This window comes from Micromonospora sp. NPDC092111 (assembly GCF_044755745.1).
Lineage (GTDB): Bacteria > Actinomycetota > Actinomycetes > Mycobacteriales > Micromonosporaceae > Micromonospora.
The window spans coordinates 276,612-296,950 of the sequence record NZ_JBIVRQ010000001.1 but is presented as its reverse complement, the minus strand read 5'-3'; the positions used below and the strand labels follow the sequence as shown (position 1 = coordinate 296,950).

The 20,339-nt window shown below is 73.1% G+C and carries 14 protein-coding genes; 11 read left to right on the top strand and 3 right to left on the bottom strand.

Features of this window, described 5'->3' with window-relative positions; genetic code table 11:
- Window positions 1-123 precede the first annotated feature (123 nt).
- From ACIQG9_RS01315 to ACIQG9_RS01285, 7 genes are all read left to right on the top strand, one after another.
- Window positions 124-1,236: a sugar phosphate isomerase/epimerase family protein gene (locus ACIQG9_RS01315; protein WP_400397062.1), complete on the top strand. Its 1,113-nt coding sequence runs from the start codon at window positions 124-126 to the stop codon at window positions 1,234-1,236.
- 479 nt (window positions 1,237-1,715) lie between these two features.
- Entirely contained in the window at window positions 1,716-4,934 is a 3,219-nt protein-coding gene (locus ACIQG9_RS01310) for a ThuA domain-containing protein (RefSeq protein ID WP_400397060.1), read from the top strand.
- Between the two features lie 188 nt (window positions 4,935-5,122).
- Window positions 5,123-6,418, top strand: a complete 1,296-nt coding sequence (locus ACIQG9_RS01305) for a glycosyltransferase family 4 protein (RefSeq protein ID WP_400397057.1) — start codon at window positions 5,123-5,125, stop codon at window positions 6,416-6,418.
- A gap of 88 nt (window positions 6,419-6,506) precedes the next feature.
- A complete protein-coding gene (locus ACIQG9_RS01300; protein ID WP_400397054.1) occupies window positions 6,507-7,982 on the top strand; it encodes an O-antigen ligase family protein in 1,476 nt (491 codons plus the stop codon).
- Window positions 7,979-9,115, top strand: coding sequence for a Wzz/FepE/Etk N-terminal domain-containing protein (locus ACIQG9_RS01295; RefSeq protein ID WP_400397051.1), 1,137 nt, complete (start codon window positions 7,979-7,981; stop codon window positions 9,113-9,115). The genes ACIQG9_RS01300 and ACIQG9_RS01295 overlap by 4 nt, the downstream gene beginning before the upstream one ends.
- A 6-nt stretch (window positions 9,116-9,121) precedes the next feature.
- A complete protein-coding gene (locus ACIQG9_RS01290) occupies window positions 9,122-10,702 on the top strand; it encodes an oligosaccharide flippase family protein (protein ID WP_400397049.1) in 1,581 nt (526 codons plus the stop codon).
- Window positions 10,699-11,544 (top strand): sulfotransferase family protein, encoded by an 846-nt coding sequence (locus ACIQG9_RS01285; RefSeq protein ID WP_400397046.1) that lies wholly within the window; start codon window positions 10,699-10,701, stop codon window positions 11,542-11,544. The genes ACIQG9_RS01290 and ACIQG9_RS01285 overlap by 4 nt, the downstream gene beginning before the upstream one ends.
- A gap of 16 nt (window positions 11,545-11,560) precedes the next feature.
- Here ACIQG9_RS01285 and ACIQG9_RS01280 read toward each other — a convergent pair whose 3' ends face one another.
- The 3 genes from ACIQG9_RS01280 to ACIQG9_RS01270 are packed head-to-tail and all read right to left on the bottom strand — an operon-like array spanning window position 11,561 to window position 14,878.
- Entirely contained in the window at window positions 11,561-13,021 is a 1,461-nt protein-coding gene (locus tag ACIQG9_RS01280; protein ID WP_400397044.1) for a hypothetical protein, read from the bottom strand.
- Window positions 13,018-13,950, bottom strand: a complete 933-nt coding sequence (locus ACIQG9_RS01275; protein WP_400397042.1) for a sulfotransferase — start codon at window positions 13,948-13,950, stop codon at window positions 13,018-13,020. Before ACIQG9_RS01275 ends, ACIQG9_RS01280 begins: the two co-directional genes overlap by 4 nt.
- A complete protein-coding gene (locus ACIQG9_RS01270; RefSeq protein WP_400397039.1) occupies window positions 13,943-14,878 on the bottom strand; it encodes a hypothetical protein in 936 nt (311 codons plus the stop codon). The genes ACIQG9_RS01275 and ACIQG9_RS01270 overlap by 8 nt, the downstream gene beginning before the upstream one ends.
- A gap of 242 nt (window positions 14,879-15,120) precedes the next feature.
- On the opposite strand from ACIQG9_RS01270, the gene ACIQG9_RS01265 reads away from it, so the two are divergent.
- The 4 genes from ACIQG9_RS01265 to ACIQG9_RS01250 all read left to right on the top strand — a co-directional run bounded on the left by ACIQG9_RS01265 (window position 15,121) and on the right by ACIQG9_RS01250 (window position 20,266).
- Entirely contained in the window at window positions 15,121-16,365 is a 1,245-nt protein-coding gene (locus tag ACIQG9_RS01265; protein WP_400397036.1) for a glycosyltransferase, read from the top strand.
- Complete coding sequence (locus tag ACIQG9_RS01260) at window positions 16,362-17,336, top strand: sulfotransferase family protein (RefSeq protein WP_400397028.1); 975 nt, start codon at window positions 16,362-16,364, stop codon at window positions 17,334-17,336. Before ACIQG9_RS01265 ends, ACIQG9_RS01260 begins: the two co-directional genes overlap by 4 nt.
- A gap of 3 nt (window positions 17,337-17,339) precedes the next feature.
- Window positions 17,340-18,251 carry a sulfotransferase family protein gene (locus ACIQG9_RS01255; RefSeq protein ID WP_400397022.1) on the top strand — a complete coding sequence of 304 codons (912 nt, stop codon included), beginning with the start codon at window positions 17,340-17,342 and terminating at the stop codon, window positions 18,249-18,251.
- Between the two features lie 119 nt (window positions 18,252-18,370).
- Window positions 18,371-20,266, top strand: coding sequence for a CocE/NonD family hydrolase (locus ACIQG9_RS01250; protein WP_400397019.1), 1,896 nt, complete (start codon window positions 18,371-18,373; stop codon window positions 20,264-20,266).
- Window positions 20,267-20,339 lie beyond the last annotated feature (73 nt).

Sequence of the window (20,339 nt, the reverse complement as noted above, 5' to 3'; positions counted from 1 at the left end):
CCCCCTTGATCGGCCAGTCACCATCCGGGCCAACGCGTATCGGCGGCGCAGGTCCTTCAGACCCTCCAAGCAGGATTCGTTCGACTTCGTGGCCCTCAGGGCCGCCCTCGAAAGGTGGAAATTGTGAACGAGGCGCAGCGCCGTACGGCCGCCGACCCCCAGCAACGTGCCCAGCTCACCCGTCGCCGGCTGCTCGCCGCGTCGGCCGGTGCCGCCGCCGCCCTCGGCGCGGCCGGACTGCCGGTGCTCCAGACCGACACCCCGGTCCGCGCGGACGGCAAGTGGCGGGTCGACCCGCTCATCCCCGAGCGCAACCGCGGCATCATCCTCTACAGCGTCCGGGACCGGATCTCCGCGGCCCCCGACACCAGCGGCGTGCCCTACGGCTTCGAGCGGGTGCTCGCCAGCCTGGCCGAGATGGGCTACAAGGAGATCGAGTTCGCCGGTTACAACCAGCACACCTCGATCCTGGGCCGGCAGATCACCCCGACCGAGATCCGCAAGATCCTGGACGACAACGGCCTGGTCGCCAACGGCACCCACACGTCGATCAACGCGGCGACCTTCCAGCAGCAGCTCGACATCGCCGAGGAACTCGGCATGAAGAACATCGGCACCGGCAGCGACCCGACCAACAGCGCCTACCAGTCCGACTGGGACGCCGCGGCGGACACCTGGAACGAGCTGGGCCGGCAGGCCAAGGAACGCGGCATGCGGCTCTACACCCACAACCACGACGTGGCCTACTCGTTCCTGCTGGACAGCGGCCCGCTGGACGCCAACAACAAGCCGACCCGCTCCTCCGGAGTGCGGCGGCTGGAGTACTTCTTCGCCAAGACCGACCCGAAGTACGTCTTCTTCGAGCTGGACATCTACTGGGCGTACGTGGCGCGCTACAAGCACACCAAATACATCAACTCGGCCGGCAAGGAGAAGACCTCGCTGTTCGACCCGATCCTGAACGTGGCGCGGCGCACCAAGCGGTTCCCGCTCTTCCACGCCAAGGACGGCAACCGGAACACCACGCTGCCCAACGGCTACGAGATGATCCCGCTCGGCGAGGGCGACATCAACTTCCAGCAGTTCTTCCAGACCATCGGCGAGTCCGACTTCCACCACGCCAACTGGGAGATGGACACCGCCCCCGGCGGCTCCACCGCGCCCGGCCAGTCGCTGGACTTCGCCCGGCTCAGCTACGCCAACATGGCCGAGCTGACCGTCTACAACAAGGACTGACCTACCGGCGACCGGACTCCGGTCGCAGGGCGCCGACCGGCGGTCGCACCACCGCCGGCGGCACCCGATCGGGGGGCGTGGTCGCGTCGCGAGACCCGACCACGCCCACCCCCGGGGCGTCGCGCCGCCGCCGCACCGGTCACACCCGCCGGATTGCCGGCGGCCGGTTACCGCCGGCCGACCCGCCCGTCAGCGGGTCGTGAGCAGGCGGACCCCCTCTCGGCGGGCCATCGGCCCGCGCCCACCGCACCACCTCCTCGACCCGTACCCGGGCCGCCGCCGCAGCGTGCCCGGACGACGGGGCCGGGTGGCCGTCCGGCCCGCCGGCCGTACGGGCGGTCCCCGGGCCGGGGACCGTGGCGGGGCCGGGACGGCGTCGTCCCGGGCACCCCGAGAACGCGGCGCACCAGAACCACTTCGGGTGGCCCCGGCACCCGCCCGGAGCAGGCAGCACATCGTCCCCCCACCGGAGGAATCAGATGCCAAGATCGGTACACCGATGGCTCGCCGTGGTCGCAGGGATCGGGATCGTCACCCCGCTCGCCGCGATCGCCCCGGCGGCAGCCCATCCGGGCCACGACCACAAGAGCGTCCTGGTCTTCACCAAGACCGACGGTGAGCGGCGCGCGTCCATCGACAAGGGCGTCAACGCGATCCGCACCCTGGGCAGCACGAACGGGTTCACCGTCGACGTCACCCAGAACTCCACCGCCTTCTCCGACGACAACCTCGCCAGCTACGGCGCGGTGATCTTCCTGAACACCACCGGTGACGTGCTCGACGGTGGTCAGGAGGCGGCCTTCGAGCGGTACATCCGCAAGGGCGGCGGCTACCTCGGCGTGCACGCCGCGGCCGAGACCGAGCCGTCCTGGACCTTCTACCGCGACATCGTCGGCACCACCGTGGCCGGTAAGGCGTCGACCGGCGCCGCGACCATCGACGTGGCCGACCGGGCGCACCCGGCCAGCAAGCCGCTCGCCCGGCAGCTCAGCCTGAACGAGGAGTGGTACAACTACACCACCAACGTCCGGGGCACCGCGCACGTGCTGGCCACCGTGGACGAGAAGTCGTTCACCGGCGGCACGATGGGCTACGACCACCCGATCTCCTGGTGCAAGGACTTCCAGGGCGGCCGGTCGTTCTACACCGGCCTCGGCCACTCCGCCGACTCGTACGCCAACGGCGCGTTCCGCAAGCACCTGCTCGGCGCGATCCAGTGGTCGGCCGGCCTGGTCGAGGGGGACTGCGGCGCGACGGTCAAGGCCAACTACGAGAAGGTCATCCTCAACGACGAGCCCGGCGAGCCGATGACCCTGTCGGTGCTGCCGGACGGCCGGGTGCTGCACAACACCCGCAGCGGCGAGATCCGGCTGTACGACCCGGAGACCGGGGCCAGCCCGGTCATCACCACCATCCCGGTCTACCAGCACGACGAGGACGGCCTCCAGTCGATCACCGTCGGCCCGGACTTCGCGACCGACAAGTGGGTCTACGCCTACTACGCGCCCAAGCTGGACACCCCGATCACGGACGCGCCGGCGACCAGCACCGACCCGAGCGCGTGGGACGTCTACAAGGGCCACAACCAGCTCTCCCGGTTCAAGTTCGTCGAGGAGCCGACCCCGCACCTGGACCTGGCCAGCGAGCAGAAGATCATGAAGGTCGACACCGACCGGGGCATCTGCTGCCACGTCGCCGGTGAGGTCAAGTTCGACGGCAAGGGGCTGCTCTACCTGGTCACCGGCGACGACACCAACGCCGGTGGCTCGGACGGCTTCACCCCGATCAACGAGTCGCCGACCCAGGGTCCGGGCTACGACGCCCAGCGCTCCGCGGCCAACACCAACGACCTGCGGGGCAAGCTGCTGCGGATCAAGGTGAAGGCGGACGGGTCGTACAGCATCCCGGCCGGCAACCTGTTCCCCGAGTCGGAGGACCGCGACGACAAGACCCGCCCGGAAATCTTCCTGATGGGTCTGCGCAACCCGTTCCGCTTCGACGTCGACTCCCGTGGCTTCGTCTACATCGGCGACTACTCGCCGGACTCGCAGACGCCGAACCCGGCCCGGGGGCCGGAGGGCACCGGCCGCTGGATCGCCACCAACAAGGCCGGCAACTACGGCTGGCCGTACTGCTACTCGCCGAGCCTGCCCTACATCGACTACGACTTCGTCACCAAGCAGTCGAAGGGCGCCTTCAACTGCGCCGCGCCGGTGAACGACTCGCCGCGCAACACCGGCCGTCGGGTCCTCCCGCCGGTGCAGGAGCCGCAGCTCAACTACACCTTCCGGGCCACCACCACCTGCGCCGAGGCGTACCTCAGCACGCCGCCCGGCACCTGCGAGTTCAAGTGGCCGGTGCTCGGCACCGGCGGCGTCGGCCCGATGGGCGGCCCGATCTACAAGTACGACGCCGCGCTGAACTCCGAGACCAAGTTCCCGGAGTACTACCACGACGCGGTGGTCTTCGGGGAGTTCACCCGGGACAAGATCTACATGATGCGCACCAACGGCAGCGGGAACCTGCTCGGCGTCGAACAGCTCCTGCCGGGCTTCGTCTTCGACAACCCGATGGACATGGAGTTCGGCCCGAACGGCAACCTCTACCTGCTGGAGTACGGTGACGGGTTCTTCCGGGCCAACCCGGACGCCGCGCTGTCGGTGATCCGGTACGCCAAGGGCACCCGCGCCCCGGTGGCGAAGCTGGAGGCCAGCCCGACCTCGGGCCAGGCGCCGCTGACCGTGCAGTTCTCCGCCGAGGGCTCCTACGACGCCGACCCGGGCGAGACCATCTCGTACGCCTGGGACTTCAACGGCGACGGCACGACCGACTCGACCCAGCTCGACGCGTCGTACACGTACACCGTTAACGGGGTCTACACCGCCAAGCTGACGGTCACCGACTCCAGCGGCAAGACGGCGGTGCTCACCCGGGAGATCACCGTGGGCAACACCGCGCCCACGGTGGAGGTCACCTCGCCGCTCTCCGGCACCTTCTTCAACTGGGGTGACACCGTGCCGTGGACGGTCACCGTGACCGACCCCGAGGACGGCCCGATCGACTGCGGCCGGGTGACGGTCTCCTTCGTCCTCGGCCACGACACGCACGGGCACGGCATGAGCGACGCCAACGGCTGCTCCGGCTCCTTCGAGAGCCCGGAGGACGGCGCCGACCACGCCGGTGGCTACCTGTACGGCGCGATCAGCGCCACCTACACCGACAAGGGGGCCAACGGCCAGCCGGCGCTGTCCGCCCTCGACCAGGTGGTCCTGCAGACCCGCCGGCAGCAGGCCGAGTTCGCGCAGGTGCAGCAGGGCGTCACGCTGGCCAACACCACCGACGTCGGTGGCGGCCAGCACGTGGCCGGCATCGACAACGGTGACCACATCGCGTTCGACCCGGTGAACCTCGGCGGGATCGACAAGGTCACCTTCCGGTACGCCGGTGGCTCCACGGCCACCGCCGGGACCCCGCGCGGCATCGTCGAGCTGCGGCTCGACTCGCCGACCGGGGAGCTGGTGACCAGCGCGACGGTCAACGCGACCAGCGGCACCAGCGTCTGGGCGAGCCAGACCTTCCCGGTCAGCCAGGCGGCCGGCACGCACAAGCTCTACCTGGTCTTCAAGCCCGTCAGCGGCGGGCCGACGACCAGCCTGTTCAACCTCAACTGGGTGGAGTTCGGCGGCCCGACCGCCTGACGTAACCCACCGGTCGCCGGGAGGACGGAGACTCCGTCCTCCCGGCGCCGTACCGGCTCGGGGGTGGCCGCAAAATGCCTGGTCAGGTCTGGCTGTCCGGCCTCTGGCCAGGAGAACGTCGATGATCTAGCGTCCGGTGCGCCGGGTGCCTGCTTCACCGTCCGGCGCCGCGAAACCTAGGGGGGACAGTGCCGTTCCGTGATGATGCCGTCGAGCTGACCGACCAGTTCCGCCCCGACGGGCCGGGCCCGGCCCTGGCCCGGGTGCCGGGGTGGCGCCCGTTGCGGGTGGCGATGATCGGCCAGAAGGGCGTGCCGGCCACCTACGGGGGGATCGAGCGGCACGTGGAGGAGATGGCCAGCCGGCTCGCCGCGCTCGGGCACGAGGTGACCGTCTACTGCCGGGACAGCTACGGCGGCGTGGTCACCGACCGGCACCGCGGCATCCGCCTGCGCCGGGCCCGCACCGTCGGCAGCAAACACCTCGACGCGATCGTGCACTCGGCCACCTCCACGGTGGCGGCGCTGGCCGAACGGCCCGACATCGTGCACTACCACGGCCTCGGTCCGGTGCTGACGGCGCCGCTGGCGCGCTACGCCTCCCGGGCGAAGGTGGTGCTGACCGTGCACGGGCTGGACAACCAGCGGGGCAAGTGGGGCCGGGCGGCGCGTACGGTGCTCGGCACCGCGTACCGGCTCAGCGGGCACCTGCCGGACGCCCGGGTGACCGTGTCGCAGGGCCTGGCGGCACACTACGCCAGCCGGTTCGGGCGGCCCGCCCGCTACATCCCCAACGGGGTGGCCGTGCCGACCCACCTGCCGCCCCGGGAACTGCCCCGGTTCGGCCTCCGGCCCGGGGGCTACCTGCTGCTGGTCGGCCGGCTCGTACCGGAGAAGGCCGCCGACCTGCTGATCAAGGCGTTCCGCCGGCTGCCGACCGACCTGCGGCTGGCCGTCGTCGGCGGCTCGGCCTTCACCGACGAGTACGTCGCCCGGCTCCGGCGGGCGGCCGGCGACGACCCGCGCGTCGTGTTCACCGGCTTCGTCTACGGCGACCTGCTCGCCGAGCTGTACTCGCACGCGGCGGCCTTCGTGCAGCCGTCCCGGCTGGAGGGGCTGCCGCTGACCCTGCTGGAGGCCGCCTCGTACGGGCTGCCCGTGGTGGCCAGCGACATCGAACCGCACGTCGAGGTGCTGGAGCACGACGGCCCCGGCCGGCGGCTGTTCCGCGACGGCGACGGCGACGACCTGCTCCGCGCGCTGACCACGGTGACCGCCGACGTGCCGGCCGAACGGGCCGGCGCGGTGCTGCTGCGCGACCGGGTGCTCGCCGAGTACAGCTGGGACGCGGCGGCCCGCGACCTGGAACGGCTGTACTTCGAGCTGGCCGTCCGGTCGCCCCGTCGCCGCCGGGAACAGGACGTTACGTCGCCCACGGTCGGCGTAACGGCCCATGTCCCGACCCCTCGCCGGCCGTTAGATTAGGCCGTTCACCCGGCCGTCGCTGGCGTCCGGCACCAACCTGTGGAAACGAGCGGTCGGCGAGCGAGTGGACGGACAGCGACACGGCACGGTGGGTGATCCCACCCTGCCCGGCGGAGGGCGGCGGCGGTCCACCGGCGACGCGCCCGGACGCCTGCTGACCGGTGCCGCGGCCCTGCTCTGCGCCGTGGTGGCGGTCGGCGCCGGGCTGGCCGCGAGCGGTGGCGGCCGGGTCGGCATGGTGCTGCCCCTGGTGGTGGTGGCCGGGCTGCTCGTCGGGCTGCTCGCGCTGACCCGCTTCTCGGCGTACGTGATGCTGATGCTGGCGGTGCGCTCCTGCGTCGACCTGTTCAAGCTCAGCGGCCCGACCGCCGGTCGGGCCGACGGCGCGGCGGCCACCCGGACGATGGACCCGTCGACGATCCTCGCCGTGCTGTTCCTGCTCGCCGCCGGCCTCTGGCTGGCCGCCCAGCTCCGGCAGCGGGGCCGGCTGCGCGGCTCCCCGCTCGGCGTGGCCCTGCTGCTGGTCGGTGCCACCTCGCTGGTCAGCGCGCTGGGTGCCGCCCAGCCCGCGCCCAGCGCCCTGGAGGCGCTGCGGATCGGCACCGTGGTGGTGATGTTCGTCGTCCTGGAGCAGTTGATGCCGGATCTGCCGGCGGTCCGCCGGATCCTGCTCGCCGCGTACGCCTCGCTGGTGCTGGCGATCGGCTACACCGTGGTGCTCTCGCTGTTCGGCCACCCGCCGGCCGAGGTCAAGGGGGATTTCACCCGGATCAGCGGGCCGTTCAGCCAGTCCACCACGTTCGGCCGCTACCTGATGTTCATGGTGATCTTCGGGTTCGGGGTGTACCGCTACCTGGACCGCCGGTTCCGGGTCGGTCTCGGCGCGCTGCTCGCCGCGTCGCTGCTGTTCCTGCTGCTCACCAACACCCGCAGCGCCATCCTCGGGGCGGCCCTCGGCCTGGTCGTGGTCGCGGTGCTGCACCGCAGCCGGCGGATGCTGGTGGCGCTCTGCCTGGTCGCGGTGGCCGGGGTGGCCCTGCTGCCGAGCGTGGCGCAGCGGTTCGGGCAGCTCGCCGACAGCACCGCCGTCGGTGGCGGCCCGACCGGCAACACGCTCGCCTGGCGGGTCGGCTACTGGTCGGAGATCGTGTCCCTGGCCAACCGTAACCCGGTCACCGGGATCGGTCCCAACATGACGAAGTTCGAGGCCGACGAGGCGAAGAAGCCGCACAACGACTTCCTGCGCGCGTACGTCGAGACCGGCCTGCTCGGGCTGCTCGCGTACCTGGCGATGATGGCGCTGTGCCTGCACACCGGGCTGACCGCGTTGCGGCGGGCCCCGCCGGGCACGCTCGGCCGGGGCATCGCGGTGGGTTTCCTCGGCTGCGCGGTCGCCTTCGTCGGGGTCAGCGCGGCCTCCAACGTGATCTCGAACGTGGTCACCTTGTGGTACTTCGCGGCCTTCGCCGCCGCGGCCAGCGCGGTCGCCCGGGGGCTGCCGGCAGGCCCGCCCGGGGCGCCGGCACCTGCCGTGCCCGCGCCGGCCGGGCGGAGCATCGGATGAACTACCGGACAGTGGGGAGCACAAGGGTGGAGATCGTCGACTATCTGCGGGCCGCGCGGCGTCGACTCTGGGTTCTGGTGGGCATTCCGCTGGTCGCCGGGGCGGCGGCCGGGCTGGTCGTCCTGCTCGGTCCGCAGCAGTACGCGGCCACCTCGTACGTCGCGGCGCCCGCGCTGGTCGGCGGCAACGCGGCCCAGCAGTACACCGGCACCCAGGCGGCCAACCAGTTCGCGGCGGCGTTCGCCGCGGCGGTGACCTCCCCCCAGGTGGTCGACCAGGTGGCGGCCGACACCGGGGTCCCCGCCGACGAGCTGCGCGGCGGGCTGGCGGTCAAGCAGGTCGGCGCGAGCAGCCAGCTGACGGTGACCTACACGGCGACCAGCCGGGCCACGGTGGCCCCGGTGCTGGCGGCCACCGGGAAACGCGCCCTGGCGTTCCTGTTCACCAGTCAGGTCAACATCGCCACCGACGAGGTGAAGGCGGCCACCGACGAGCTGACCACCGCCACCCGGGCGATCAACGACTGGGAGAAGGCCAACAAGGTCAGCCAGCCGGACAAGCTCTACCAGTCGACCCTGCAGGAGATCGCCAGCCTGCGGCAGCAGCAGCTACAGATGCAGGCGGTCGGCAACGGCCGGGGTGCCGCCGCCGCCGCGGAGTCGATCGACGCCGGTCAGAAGCGGCTGGACGAGCTCGGCCCGAAGCTGCCCGGCTACCAGGCGTTGCTCGCGCAGCGGGACAGCGCCACCAGCGCGCTGGCCTCCGCCCGGCAGGGCCTGCAACAGGCCCGGGCCCAGTCCCAGGCGGCCGATCCGGAGAAGGTGACCAGCCTCGGCGAGGTGCAGCCGGTCTCCCGGGGGCGGGCGCTGGTCGGTCTCGTGCTTCCGGTGGTCGGCGCCGGCCTGCTGCTGGCCGTGCTGCTGGTGGCCGTCCTGGAGTGGCTCGCGCGGCATCGGACGGCAGTGACCGGGCGGGCCGGCATGACCGGGCGGGTGGTGGCGACCGGGCGGGCGGCAGCCGTCCCGGCCGGGGCGATCGCCGGTCGCCGGGCCGGGGGCGCGGCCAATGACGACACCGTGGTGCTGCCGGCCGTCCCGGCGACGGTACCCGAGCAGAACTCCCGGCGCCGGTAGGCCGGGGTGCCCGGCGAACCCGCCGAGCGGGGCGACCAGCACATCCGGGGAATGGCCCGGGGCGGCGGTCTCAACCTGGTCGGTGCCCTGCTCAGCCAGGCGGCGGTCTTCCTCATCATGCTGGCGCTGGCCCGGGTGCTGGGCATCCGCGAGGTCGGCCGGTACGCCCAGTGCTACGCCGTGCTGTCGCTGGCCGGGCTGCTCTCGCTCTCCGGGTTCCGGGCCGGGCTGACCCGGTTCGTGGCGGTGCACCTGGCCGACTCCGACGCGCCCGCGCTGCGCGGCACCGTCCGGTTGGGGCTGGCCGTCTCCGCCGTCTCGTCGGGCGTCCTCGCCGTCGGGCTGGCGTGGGGCGCGCCGTGGCTCGCCGCCCGGTTGCACGACCCCGGGCTCGTCACCGGCCTGCGGCTGGTCGCGCTGACCCTGCCCGCCTCGACGATCTGCGAGGCCGCGTTGGCGGCGACCCGGGGCTGGCGCACCCAGCGGCCGTACACCTTCATCGGCCAGCTCTACGAACCGGGCACCCGGCTGCTGCTGACCGGGCTCGCGCTGGCCACCGGCGCGGGCCTGACCGGAGCCTTCTGGGCGCTGGTGGCCGCCGGCTGGTCCGCCGCGCTGCTCGCCCTGGTCGCCCTGGTCCGGCTGGTCCGCCGGGTGCCGCCGGCCCGCCCGGTGTACCACCCCCGGCAGTTGTTCGGCTTCTCCACGGTGAGCTGGGTGTCCTCGCTGTCGTCGACCGGGCTGATCTGGGTCGACACCCTGCTGCTCGGGTTCTTCGCCAACCCGGAGATCGGCGTCTACAACGTCGCCACCCGGCTGGTCACCGTCGCCATCTTCGTGCTCGCGCCGGTGAACGCCGCGTTCGGCCCGTACATCGCGCACCTCTACCACCGGGCGGAACTCGACGACGTCCGCCGGGTGTACGCGGTGGCCACCGGCTGGGTGGTCCGGCTGTCGCTGCCCGCGTTCGTGGCGTTGCTGGTGCTCCCCGGCGACCTGCTGCGGCTCTTCGGCGGCGAGGTCGCCACCGGGGCGGCGGTGACCGTGGTGCTCGCCCTCGGCCAGCTCGTCAACGCGGCGACCGGCCCGTGCGGCACGGTGCTCAACATGTCCGGCCGGGTGGCGGTCAACATGGCCGACAATGTCGCCGCGCTGGTGCTCAACGTGCTGCTCAACCTGTGGCTCATCCCGGCGTACGGGATCGTCGGCGCGGCGGCGGCGTGGAGCGTCTCGCTGATCGTGGTCAACGTCGCCCGGGTGGTGCAGGTCCGCTTCCTGGTGGGCGCGGTGCCGTTCACCGTGGGCATGTTCAAGGGGATCGCCGCCGGTGCGGTCGCGCTGCTCGCCGGCCTGCTGGTGCGGTGGCTGGTGCCGGGCTGGCCGTGGCGGCTGGGCGTCGGCCTGACGGCGATCGTGGCGACCTACCTGGCGGCCGTGCTGGCGCTGGGGCTCAGCCGGGAGGATCTCATGGTGCTGCGGACACTGCTGCGTCGGCGCGGACGCGGCGGCCCGCCGCCGTCGTCCGACGGTCCGGCTCCGGGCGCGGGCGACGGCCGGCCCACGGCCGGCACGGCGGTGGGTCGGTGAGCGCCGGACCGCGCCGGGTCGCGGTGGACCGGCTGCGCCGGGCGGTACGCGGCACCCGCGCCTGGGGCCGGGCGGCGTGGCCCGGCCGGGTCGGCGCGCTGCCCGACTTCCTGGTCATCGGCGGGCAGCGCTGCGGCACCACCTCGCTGCACCACTACCTCGCCGCGCACCCGGACGTGCGTGCCGCCACCGGCAAGGAGCTCCAGTTCTTCAGCCTGCACTTCGGGCGCGGGCAGCGGTGGTACCGGGCCCACTTCCCGCCGGCGGCCGCCGGCCGGCGCAGCTTCGAGGCCAGCCCCTACTACCTGTTCCATCCCAGCGTGCCGGCGCGAGTGGCCGGGCTGCTGCCCGAGGCCCGCTTCGTGGCGCTGCTGCGCGACCCCGTCGAGCGGGCCTACTCGCACTACCTGCACACCCGCTCGTACGGGGTGGAGCCGCTCGGCTTCGCCGCGGCGCTCACCGCCGAACCGCAGCGGCTGGCCGACGCGCTGCGGGACGGACCGGACACCCCGGCGGCCCACCACGCGCTGCGCAACTTCTCCTACACCGCCCGGGGCCGCTACGCCGAACAGCTCGACCGCTGGTTCGCCGCGCTGCCCCGGGAGCGGCTGCACGTGGTACGCAGCGAGGACCTGTACGCCGACCCGGCGACCGTGTACGCCGGGGTGCTGCGGTTCCTCGGGCTGGCACCGTTCACCCCGGACGCGTTCGCCCGGCACACCCGCCGGGCGGACACCGGCCCCTCCCAGCTCACCGCCGAGCTGCGGGCCGAGCTGGCGGCCGGGTTCGCCCCGCACAACGCCCGCCTGGCCGACCTGCTCGGTTGGTCCCGTACCTGGTGAGCGGGCGCGGTTCCGGTCAGCGGACCGGGGCCAGGAGGGCGGCCGGATCGCCGGTCGTCCGCAGCAGCACCGGGCTGGCCCCGATCGGCACCGCGCCGCTGCGGGCGGCCGGTTCGGTGCCGACCGCGCCACTGGTCAGGCCGGGTACGGCCGGCAGGGACACGGTGTCGCCGGAGGTCGACCAGACCACCAGGGTGGTCTGCTCACCGCGCCGGAAGGCCACCCCGGTCAACCCCTTGCCGGTCACCGGTTCGACGGTCGAGTCCCGGGCCGCGGTCGCCAGCGCGGCCATCATCGCGCCGGCCTGCCGCTGCGTGCCGTCCGGGTCGAGCAGACCGTAGCGGACCTCGGCGCCCGCCCGGTTGTTCGGGTTGTACGCCAGCGGCAGCCAGAGCACCTCGCCGATGCCGCCGGCCACGAGCTGGCTGACCACCTTGACCATCTCGTCGCCCCGGGCGGCGGCGTCGCCGTCGCCGTCCTTCCAGAACTGGCCGACCTCCCACGCCTGCACGGGGACGCCGGCCGGGGTCTGCGCCCGCAGGTAGTCCAGCAGCGCGGGCACGGCGGAGAAGTGCTCGTAGAAGTGCAGTTGCCGGACGTCGACCAGCCGTTCGTCGAGCAGTTCCTCGGTGACCGCGAGGAAGGCCAGGTTACGGCTGTTCGGTTCGTTGCCGAGCGCGGTACGCAGGCCCGCCGGGTCGGCCACCGCCGGGATCAGCCGGCCCCGGGTGCCGATCCGGCGCTGGAAGTACGCCTGGTACGCGGCGACGGCCGGGTCCGGCTGGCCGGCCCGCAGCAGCCGGTCGGCGACCCCCATCCCGTACGCCACGCTGCTGATCCCGGAGTCGACCACCTTCGCCTGCGGGTCGGCCGACCGGATCGCCTCGGCGGCGGCGGTGACCAGCCGCTTGTAGTCGGCCGGGCTGCCGGCCCAGTACTGCGGTGCGTTGACCTCGTTCTCGATCGCGTACTCGCGCACCCCGTAGGGCGCGTACCGCTTCACCAGGTCCCGGACGAACCCCTGGTAGGCGGCCAGGTCCACCGGCATCGCCGACTCGGTCTTGTTGGCCTGACCCCGGGTGAACCTCGCGGTGCCGCCGGTCGCCCAGCAGACCCCGGTGCGGATCTTCAGATGCAGGGTGATGCCGAGCTGCCGACTGTGCTCGGCGATCTGGTCCACCGCCGAGAAGTCCGGGCTGCCCTGGGTCTTCTCGATGTCGCACCAGCTCAGCTCGTGGTAGGTCGCCGAGCCGGAGAGCTTCTCCAGGTAGGGCACGAACTGCTCGTAGCGGGACCAGTCCCAGTGCGCGCCGAACGGGTTGCCGGCCACCGGCCCGGCCGGCGGACCCGACGGGGCCGGCGCGGAGGTCGCCGACTGCGCCGGCCGGGGGCCGGGCGCGGGGTCGTCCGAGCAGGCCGAGCCGGCGAGCAGCGTGAGCACCAGCGCGCCGGTCAGCAGCGCGGGCCGGCTCCTCACCGGTAACCCAGCTCGCGCAGCGTGGCGCCGGAGCAGACCCGGACCAGCACCCGCAGGAAGGGGTCCAGCTCGCGGCGGTACGTGCCGACCCGCGAGCCGTAGATCGGGGCGTCGGTGCCCGCGGCGGCCCGCCGGCGGTCCGCCTCGACGGTGTACTTACCCGCCACGTCGTGCTGCTTGCCGTCGTAGTCGAGCACGCCGGCCTCCCAGGGTTCGCCGAGGAACTCGAACAGGCCCCGCATGGCCTTCTCCGGGTCGGTGACCGTGTCCTCGTAGCGCAGCTCGTGGTAGCGGTCGGCCGGCAACCGGGCGCCGGACGCGCGGGCGATCCGGATGTAGCGCGGCCACTTCACCACGCACTTGACCGCCGACCAGTAGCCGAACCGCTTGCGGTGCGAGACGACCACGTCCCGGCCGTCCCGGATGACGTGCACGAACTGCGCGTCCGGGAAGACCTCGGCCAGGAAGTCGATGGAGAGCGCGTACAGCGGCGTCTTGTCCGCCCAGCGGGTCTTGCCCCGGGACCGGGCGTAGTCGGCCTGGACGCCGCCGAAGAAGTCGGCGATGCGACCCAGCCAGAACTCGCGGGGGAACCCGAACCGGGCCAGCCGCTCCCAGTCCCGCCCGACGATGCGCTGCATGTCGGTCAGGAACCGGGTCTCCGGGCCGCAACTGACCCGGGAGTGCGAGTCGAGCACCAGACGCAGCATCGTCGTCCCGGACCGCTGGCAGCCGACCAGGAAGATCGGCCCGGGAGTCCCACCGGGCCGGGCCTCCGGAGCCGCCGGGACCGGCCGGGCGTCCGAGCCGGCCGGGGCCGTCGGCACCGCCGAGCCGGCCGGAGCCGTCGGCACCGCCGAACCGGTCGGGGTCGGCGGCACCGCCGAGCCGGTCGGGGTCGGCGGCGTCGGGGCGTGCGGGTCAGCCATGGTCCACCACCGCGTTCCGTCCGGCCACCGCGTCCAGCCGGCCGGCCAGCTCGGTGCAGAGCGCCCGGACCCGGGCGTCGATCTCCAGCCGGGGTCGCGCCGGCGTGCGCGCGCCGACATGGGCGTGCAGCGCCGGGTCGTACGGCAGGTCGAGGAACGCGCACAGCCGCCGGGTGTACCCGGGCGGGTCGGCGACCAGCGCGTCGTACGAGCAGAGCAGGGTGTCCGCGCGGTCGGCCAGGCCGAGGGAGAAGTACAACGAGTTCCGGACGTACCAGAACAGGGCGGCGGCGGTGTGCGGGGTCATCCGGTCGTAGTCGAAGCCGGCGACCAGCTCGCGGGTCGGTGGGTCCAGCCGCTGGCCCTGCCACCGGTCGCCGATCGTGCCGTCGGCGATCGCCCGCAACGCCCGCAGGTTGGCGTCGCCGAACTTCGCCACCTCGGAACGGGCCCGGTCGTCGACGTCCCGGTAGGCCCACAACGCCCGGCCCGGCGCGACCCCGGCCAGGCCGAGCAGCTCGTCCACCCGGTGCGTGTCGCACAGCGGCTTGACCAGGACGTACCGGTGCCGGCTGTGCCGGACGACGGCGGTGAGCACCGGGTCGGGGCGTAACCGGAAGCGGTGGAACACCCGCCGGTCGTTCTCGTTGCGCACCTCGACCGACGGGTCCGCGTCCAGGCCCCGGGTCAGCATGTTGGTGCCGGAGCGTTGCAGGCCGACCAGGTACACCGGGACGGCCCGGCCGGGCGGCCCCGGGTGGGCCCGACGCCAGCGCCACTTGGCCAGCGCGGTGCCGACCCGCTCGACCGGGTCGAGCCGGTCTTCCTCGACCAGCCGCCGCACCCCCTCGGTACGGGCCCAGCGCAGGTGCCGCCGGACCCGTCGGGCGGTGTACGCCAGCGCCGAGGGTTCGTCCTGGTGGGTCACCGGAGCCTCCTCGGGCACGTCGGGCGGGGTGGGGGACACGGTACCGGCAGATCAGCACGGCTGACCACGTGGCCGTGTGGTCAGCCGATGATCGGCCGTGTGGCTACTTGAGGATCATGATCTGGACTCCTCCGTCCGGTTTGCATACCGTGGGGCCCCTGGTCACCGCTGCTGCCCGGTGCACCCCTCGCCCTCACCCCACCCCCAGCGGGCCTCAGCAGGCCACCACCCGGAGCAGGCCGATGCGTGTCCTCCATGTCAACAAGTTCCTCTACCGGCGCGGCGGCGCCGAGGGCTACCTGCTCGACGTCGCCGAGCTGCAACGGGGTGCCGGCGACGAGGTGGCGTACTTCGGCATGACCCACCCCGACAACGACGCCCCGACGCCGTACGCCCGGCACTTCCCGCCCCTGGTGGAGCTGGACCCGGCGCCCCGGGGGGCCGGTCCGCGGGCGGCCGCGGCGGCCCGGATGATCTGGTCGCCGGCCAGCCGGCGGGGCCTGGCCCGGGTGCTCGACGACTTCCGGCCCGACGTGGTCCACCTGCACAACATCTACCACCAGCTCTCCCCGTCGGTGCTGGCCGCGGTGCGGGCGGCCGGGGTGCCGGCGGTGATGACGCTGCACGACTACAAACTGGCCTGCCCCAGCTACCAGATGCTGGACCGGGGGACGGTGTGCGACGCCTGCGTGACCGGCGGTCCGCTGCGGGCGGCCCGGCGCCGGTGCAAGGACGGCTCGCTCGGGGCCAGTTCGCTGCTCGCCGTCGAGTCCTGGCTGCACCGCTCCACCCGGGCGTACGCGCCGGTGCAGGCGTTCGTCAGCCCCAGCCGGTTCCTGGCGGAGGTGATGCGCCGGGCCGGCGTCTTCCCGGACCGGATGCACGTGGTGCCGCACTTCGTCGACCTCGCGGCGACCACCGTGAAGCAGACCCCGGGCGGGGCGGTGGTCTTCGCCGGCCGGCTGGCCCCGGAGAAGGGCGTCGACGTGCTGATCGAGGCGCTCGCCGAGCTGCCGTCCGAGGTCGTCCTGGAGGTGGCCGGCGACGGTCCGGCCCGGGACGGGCTGACCGAGCTGGCGCACCGGCGGGCACCCGGCCGGGTCCGGTTCCACGGGCGGCTGGACAAGGCGGCGCTGCACGCGCTGGTCCGGTCGGCGGCGGTGGTGGCCGTCCCGTCGCGGTGGAACGAGAACCAGCCGATGGCCGTGCTGGAGGCGTTCGCCTGCGGGGTGCCCGTGGTCGCCTCCGATCTGGGTGGGCTGCCCGAGCTGGTCACCACCGGGCGGGACGGCGAGGTGGTCGCCGCCGACGATCCGGCCGCGCTGGCGGCCGGGCTGCGCCGGGTGCTGGCCGACCCGGCGCGGGCGTACCGGATGGGGCTGGCCGGGCGGGAGCGGGTGGCGCGGGACTTCTCCCCGCAGGCGCACCTGGCCCGGCTGCGGGAGGTCTACGCGACCGCCGCGCGGGCGCTGCGGGAGCCGGCGTGAACCGGCCGGTGCGGGTGCTCTACCTGGCCGGCAGCGGACGCAGCGGCAGCACCCTGGTGACCACCGTCCTCGGCCAGTACGACGGGGTGTTCGCCGCCGGTGAACTGCGCTACCTGTGGCAGCGCGGCGAGGTGGAGAACCGGCCGTGCGGCTGCGGCCTGCCGTTCCGCGACTGCCCGCTGTGGCGCGAGGTGCGCCGGGAGCTGCCGGTGGAGCGGGCCGCCGGGATCGCCGCCGGCCTGCGTGGCCGGCTGCGGCTGCGCGGGCTGCCCGGGCTGCTGCGCCGGCACCGGCGGGGCCGCCGGCCGGTGCCCGCCCACCCGGACGACGCCGCGCTGGCCGACCTGTACGCCGCCGTGGCCCGGCACACCGGGGCACGGGTGGTGGTCGACTCGTCGAAGCTGCCGCCCTACGGCGCGTTGCTCGGCGCGCTGCCCGGGATCGACCTGCGGGTGCTGCACGTGGTGCGGGACCCCCGGGCCACCGCCTTCTCCTGGCGTCGCCGCCGGGGCCTCGACGGTGACACCGACTCCCGGTTGATGAGCCGGCCGCCGGTGTGGAAGGCGGCCCTGCTGTGGCTGGTCTGGAACGCCGTGACCGTCCGGCTGTGGGGCGGTACGCCGGGCGGCTACCTGCGGGTCCGGTACGAGGAGTTGACCGCCGACCCGGAGGCGACGCTGCGCCGGATCGCCGTGTTCGCCGGCGTCGACGCCGGGACCACCCCGTTCACCGGTCCGGCGACGGTACGGCTGGCGCCGACCCACTCGGTGGCCGGCAACCCGTCCCGGCACCGGACCGGCCCAGTGCCGATCACCGCCGACGTCGAGTGGCGGCGGGGGCTGTCCGGGTGGTCGTACGCGGTGGTCACCGGGCTGACCGGGCCGGGGCTGCGCCGGTTCGGCTACCGGTGGCGCCGGGGCGGGCCGGCGGTGTCCAGACAACCGGCGGTGTCCGGGCAAGAGGAGGGCTGAGGGATGTTGGCGGTGGTGGTGGGCACCGGGCGGTGCGGATCGACCCTGGTGCAGGAGCTGTTGTCCCGGCACCCCGGCGTGGGGTTCGTCTCCGGCGTCGACGACAAGCTGTCCCGGCTCAACCTGGCCGGCGGGCTCAACGGGTCGCTCTACCGGCGGTCGGCGCCCCGCCCGGCCGGCATGACCTCGCTGCGGCACAGCCGCCGGCTGCTGGAACGGGGCCGGCTGCGGGTCGCCCCGTCGGAGGCGTACCACCTGCTGGACCGGCACGTGCTGGCCGGTTTCTCCCGCCCGTGCCGGGACCTGACCGCCGACGACCTCACCCCGTACGTGGGGCGGCGGCTGCGCGCGTTCTTCGACGCCCGGATCGAACGGCAGCGCTGCCGGCTGCTGCTGCACCACGTGACCGGCTGGCCGCGCACCGGTTTCCTCCGGGCCGGCTATCCGGGGCTACGGGTGGTCAACGTGGTGCGCGACGGGCGGGCGGTGACCAACTCCTGGCTCCAGATGGGCTGGTGGGACGGCTGGCGTGGCCCGGAGAACTGGTTCCTCGGGCCGCTGCCGACCGACCTGCGCCAGGAGTGGGAGGAGTACGACCGGTCGTTCCCGGTGCTCGCCGCCCTGGGCTGGAAGATGCTGATGGACCGGTTCGCCGAGGCCCGGGCCGAGCACCCCGAGGGGCGGTGGCTGGACGTGCGCTACGAGGACCTGCTCGCCGACCCACGCGGTGAGGTGGCCCGGATGCTCGGCTTCCTCGACCTGGACTGGTCGCCGGCGTTCGAGAAGGGCTTCGGGCGGTACCGGTTCCACGCCGGGCGGCGGGCCGCGTACCACGACGAGTTGAGCGCCGACCAGCTCGCGGCCGTCGAGCGGGTGCTGGACAAGCCGTTGCGGGAGTGGGGCTACCGGGGCTGACCGGCGGCCCCGCGCCCGGCCCGTCGGACCCGGCGCGGGCAAAGTTCCTACAGGTGCAGGTGGTGGCGTCGGGCCGGGGAGCCATAGCGTTCGCAGCCTCGGAACCTGAAGGAGACTGCATGGCTGGATTGGGAACGTCCTGGCGCAGAGGTGTGGCCGTACTGTCCGCGGTGGTGCTCGCCGCCCTGGGCGCGGCACCGCAGGCGCTGGCGGCGCAGGACGCACCGGCGATCGTCGTCCAGGACGGCGTCACCCAGCCGGTGTTCGGCTACGCCGACGCCATTCGGGAACGCCTCTTCATCGACTCCACCTTCGACAGTGACAACGACGGTCTGCGCGACATCATCGCGTTCGACCTGATGCGGCCGGCGGCCACCGCGAACGGGCTCAAGGTCCCGGTCGTGATGGACGCCAGCCCGTACTACTCGACGGTCTGCCGGGGCAACGAGTCCGAGTGCAAGGCCGACCTGGACGGCGACGGCCTGCTCGACAAGTGGCCGCTGTTCTACGACAACTACTTCGTGCCGCGCGGTTACGCGGTGATCCTGCTGGACATGGTGGGCACCAACAACTCCACCGGCTGCCCCACCACCAACGCCAACCAGGACAACCTCAGCGCCAAGCAGGCGATCAACTGGCTCAACGGCCGGGCCACCGCCCGCAACGCCGCCGGCCAGGTGGTCACGGCGGGCTGGCACAACGGCAAGACCGGCATGATCGGCAAGTCGTACGACGGCTCGCTGGCGATGGCCACCGCGGTGACCGGCGTGAAGGGCCTGACCACCGTGGTGCCGATCAGCGGCCCCACCGAGTACTACGACTACGTACGCAGCAACGGCGTGGTCACCCGGGGCAACAGCTACGTGGCGTCGCTGGCCAACACGGTCACCAACCCGAACCGGCGGGACTACTGCAAGCCGGTGCGGGACGCGATGGGCGCCGCCGACGGCGACGAGCACGGCGACTACACCGCCTTCTGGAACGAGCGCAGCTACGTCAAGAAGGTCCCCAACATGACCGCCAGCGTGCTGCTGTACCACGGTCTCAACGACGACAACGTGCGTCCGGACCACTTCAGCAAGTTCTGGTACGCGCTGGCCGAGAACAACGTCCCGCGCAAGCTGTGGCTCTCCCAGGAGGGACACGTCGACCCGTTCGACTCGCGTCGCGCGGTGTGGGTGTCCACCCTGCACCGGTGGTTCGACTTCTGGCTGCACGGCGTCGCCAACGGCATCATGGACGAGCCGAGGGTGGACCTGGAGCGGTCCGCCGACGTGTGGGAGACCCAAGCCGACTGGCCGGTTCCCGGTAAGGCCGACACCGAGGTGTTCCTCCAGCCCGGCACCACGGGCGCGGGCGGCCTCAAGCTGGTGCCGACCGCGAAGCCGGCGACCGGCGCGTTCCAGGACAGCCGTACCCAGAGCCAGAACACCATGGTCCTCAACCCGGACGTGGTGCAGCCCAACCGGCTGGCGTTCCTGTCCGCGCCGCTCACCGCGCCGCTGCACATCTCGGGCACCCCGACCGTGCAGCTCCGGGCGTCGGCCGACCAGACCGACACCAACTTCGGGGCGATCCTGGTCGACTACGGCACCGACGAGCGGGTGGCGCACCGCGCCTCCGGCGAGGGCATCATCACGCTGACCACGGAGGACTGCTGGGGGGAGAGCAGCCCGACCGACGACGGTTGCTACAAGCAGACCGCCAAGCGGTTGGCCACGGCCGACTACGAGCTGGTCACCAAGGGCATCATGGACGCCCAGAACCGGCAGTCGATCCGGGTCGCCGTGCCGCTGGTGCCGGGGGAGTCGTACAACTTCTCCTTCCCGCTGCTGCCGGAGGACTACGTGTTCAAGCCGGGCCACCGGATCGGCGTGATCATCGTGGCCAGCTACCCGCAGTACTCCAGTCAGGCGGACACCACCGCGGCGAACATCCAGGTCGCGCTGAAGAGCAGCAAGGTGGTCCTGCCCGTGGTCGGCGGCACCACCGCCGCGCACGCGGCCGGCCTCTGATCTATCCCGTACCACCCGGCGTGGCCGCCGGCGGAGTGCTCCTCCGCCGGCGGCCACCGTCGTACCGGTCGGC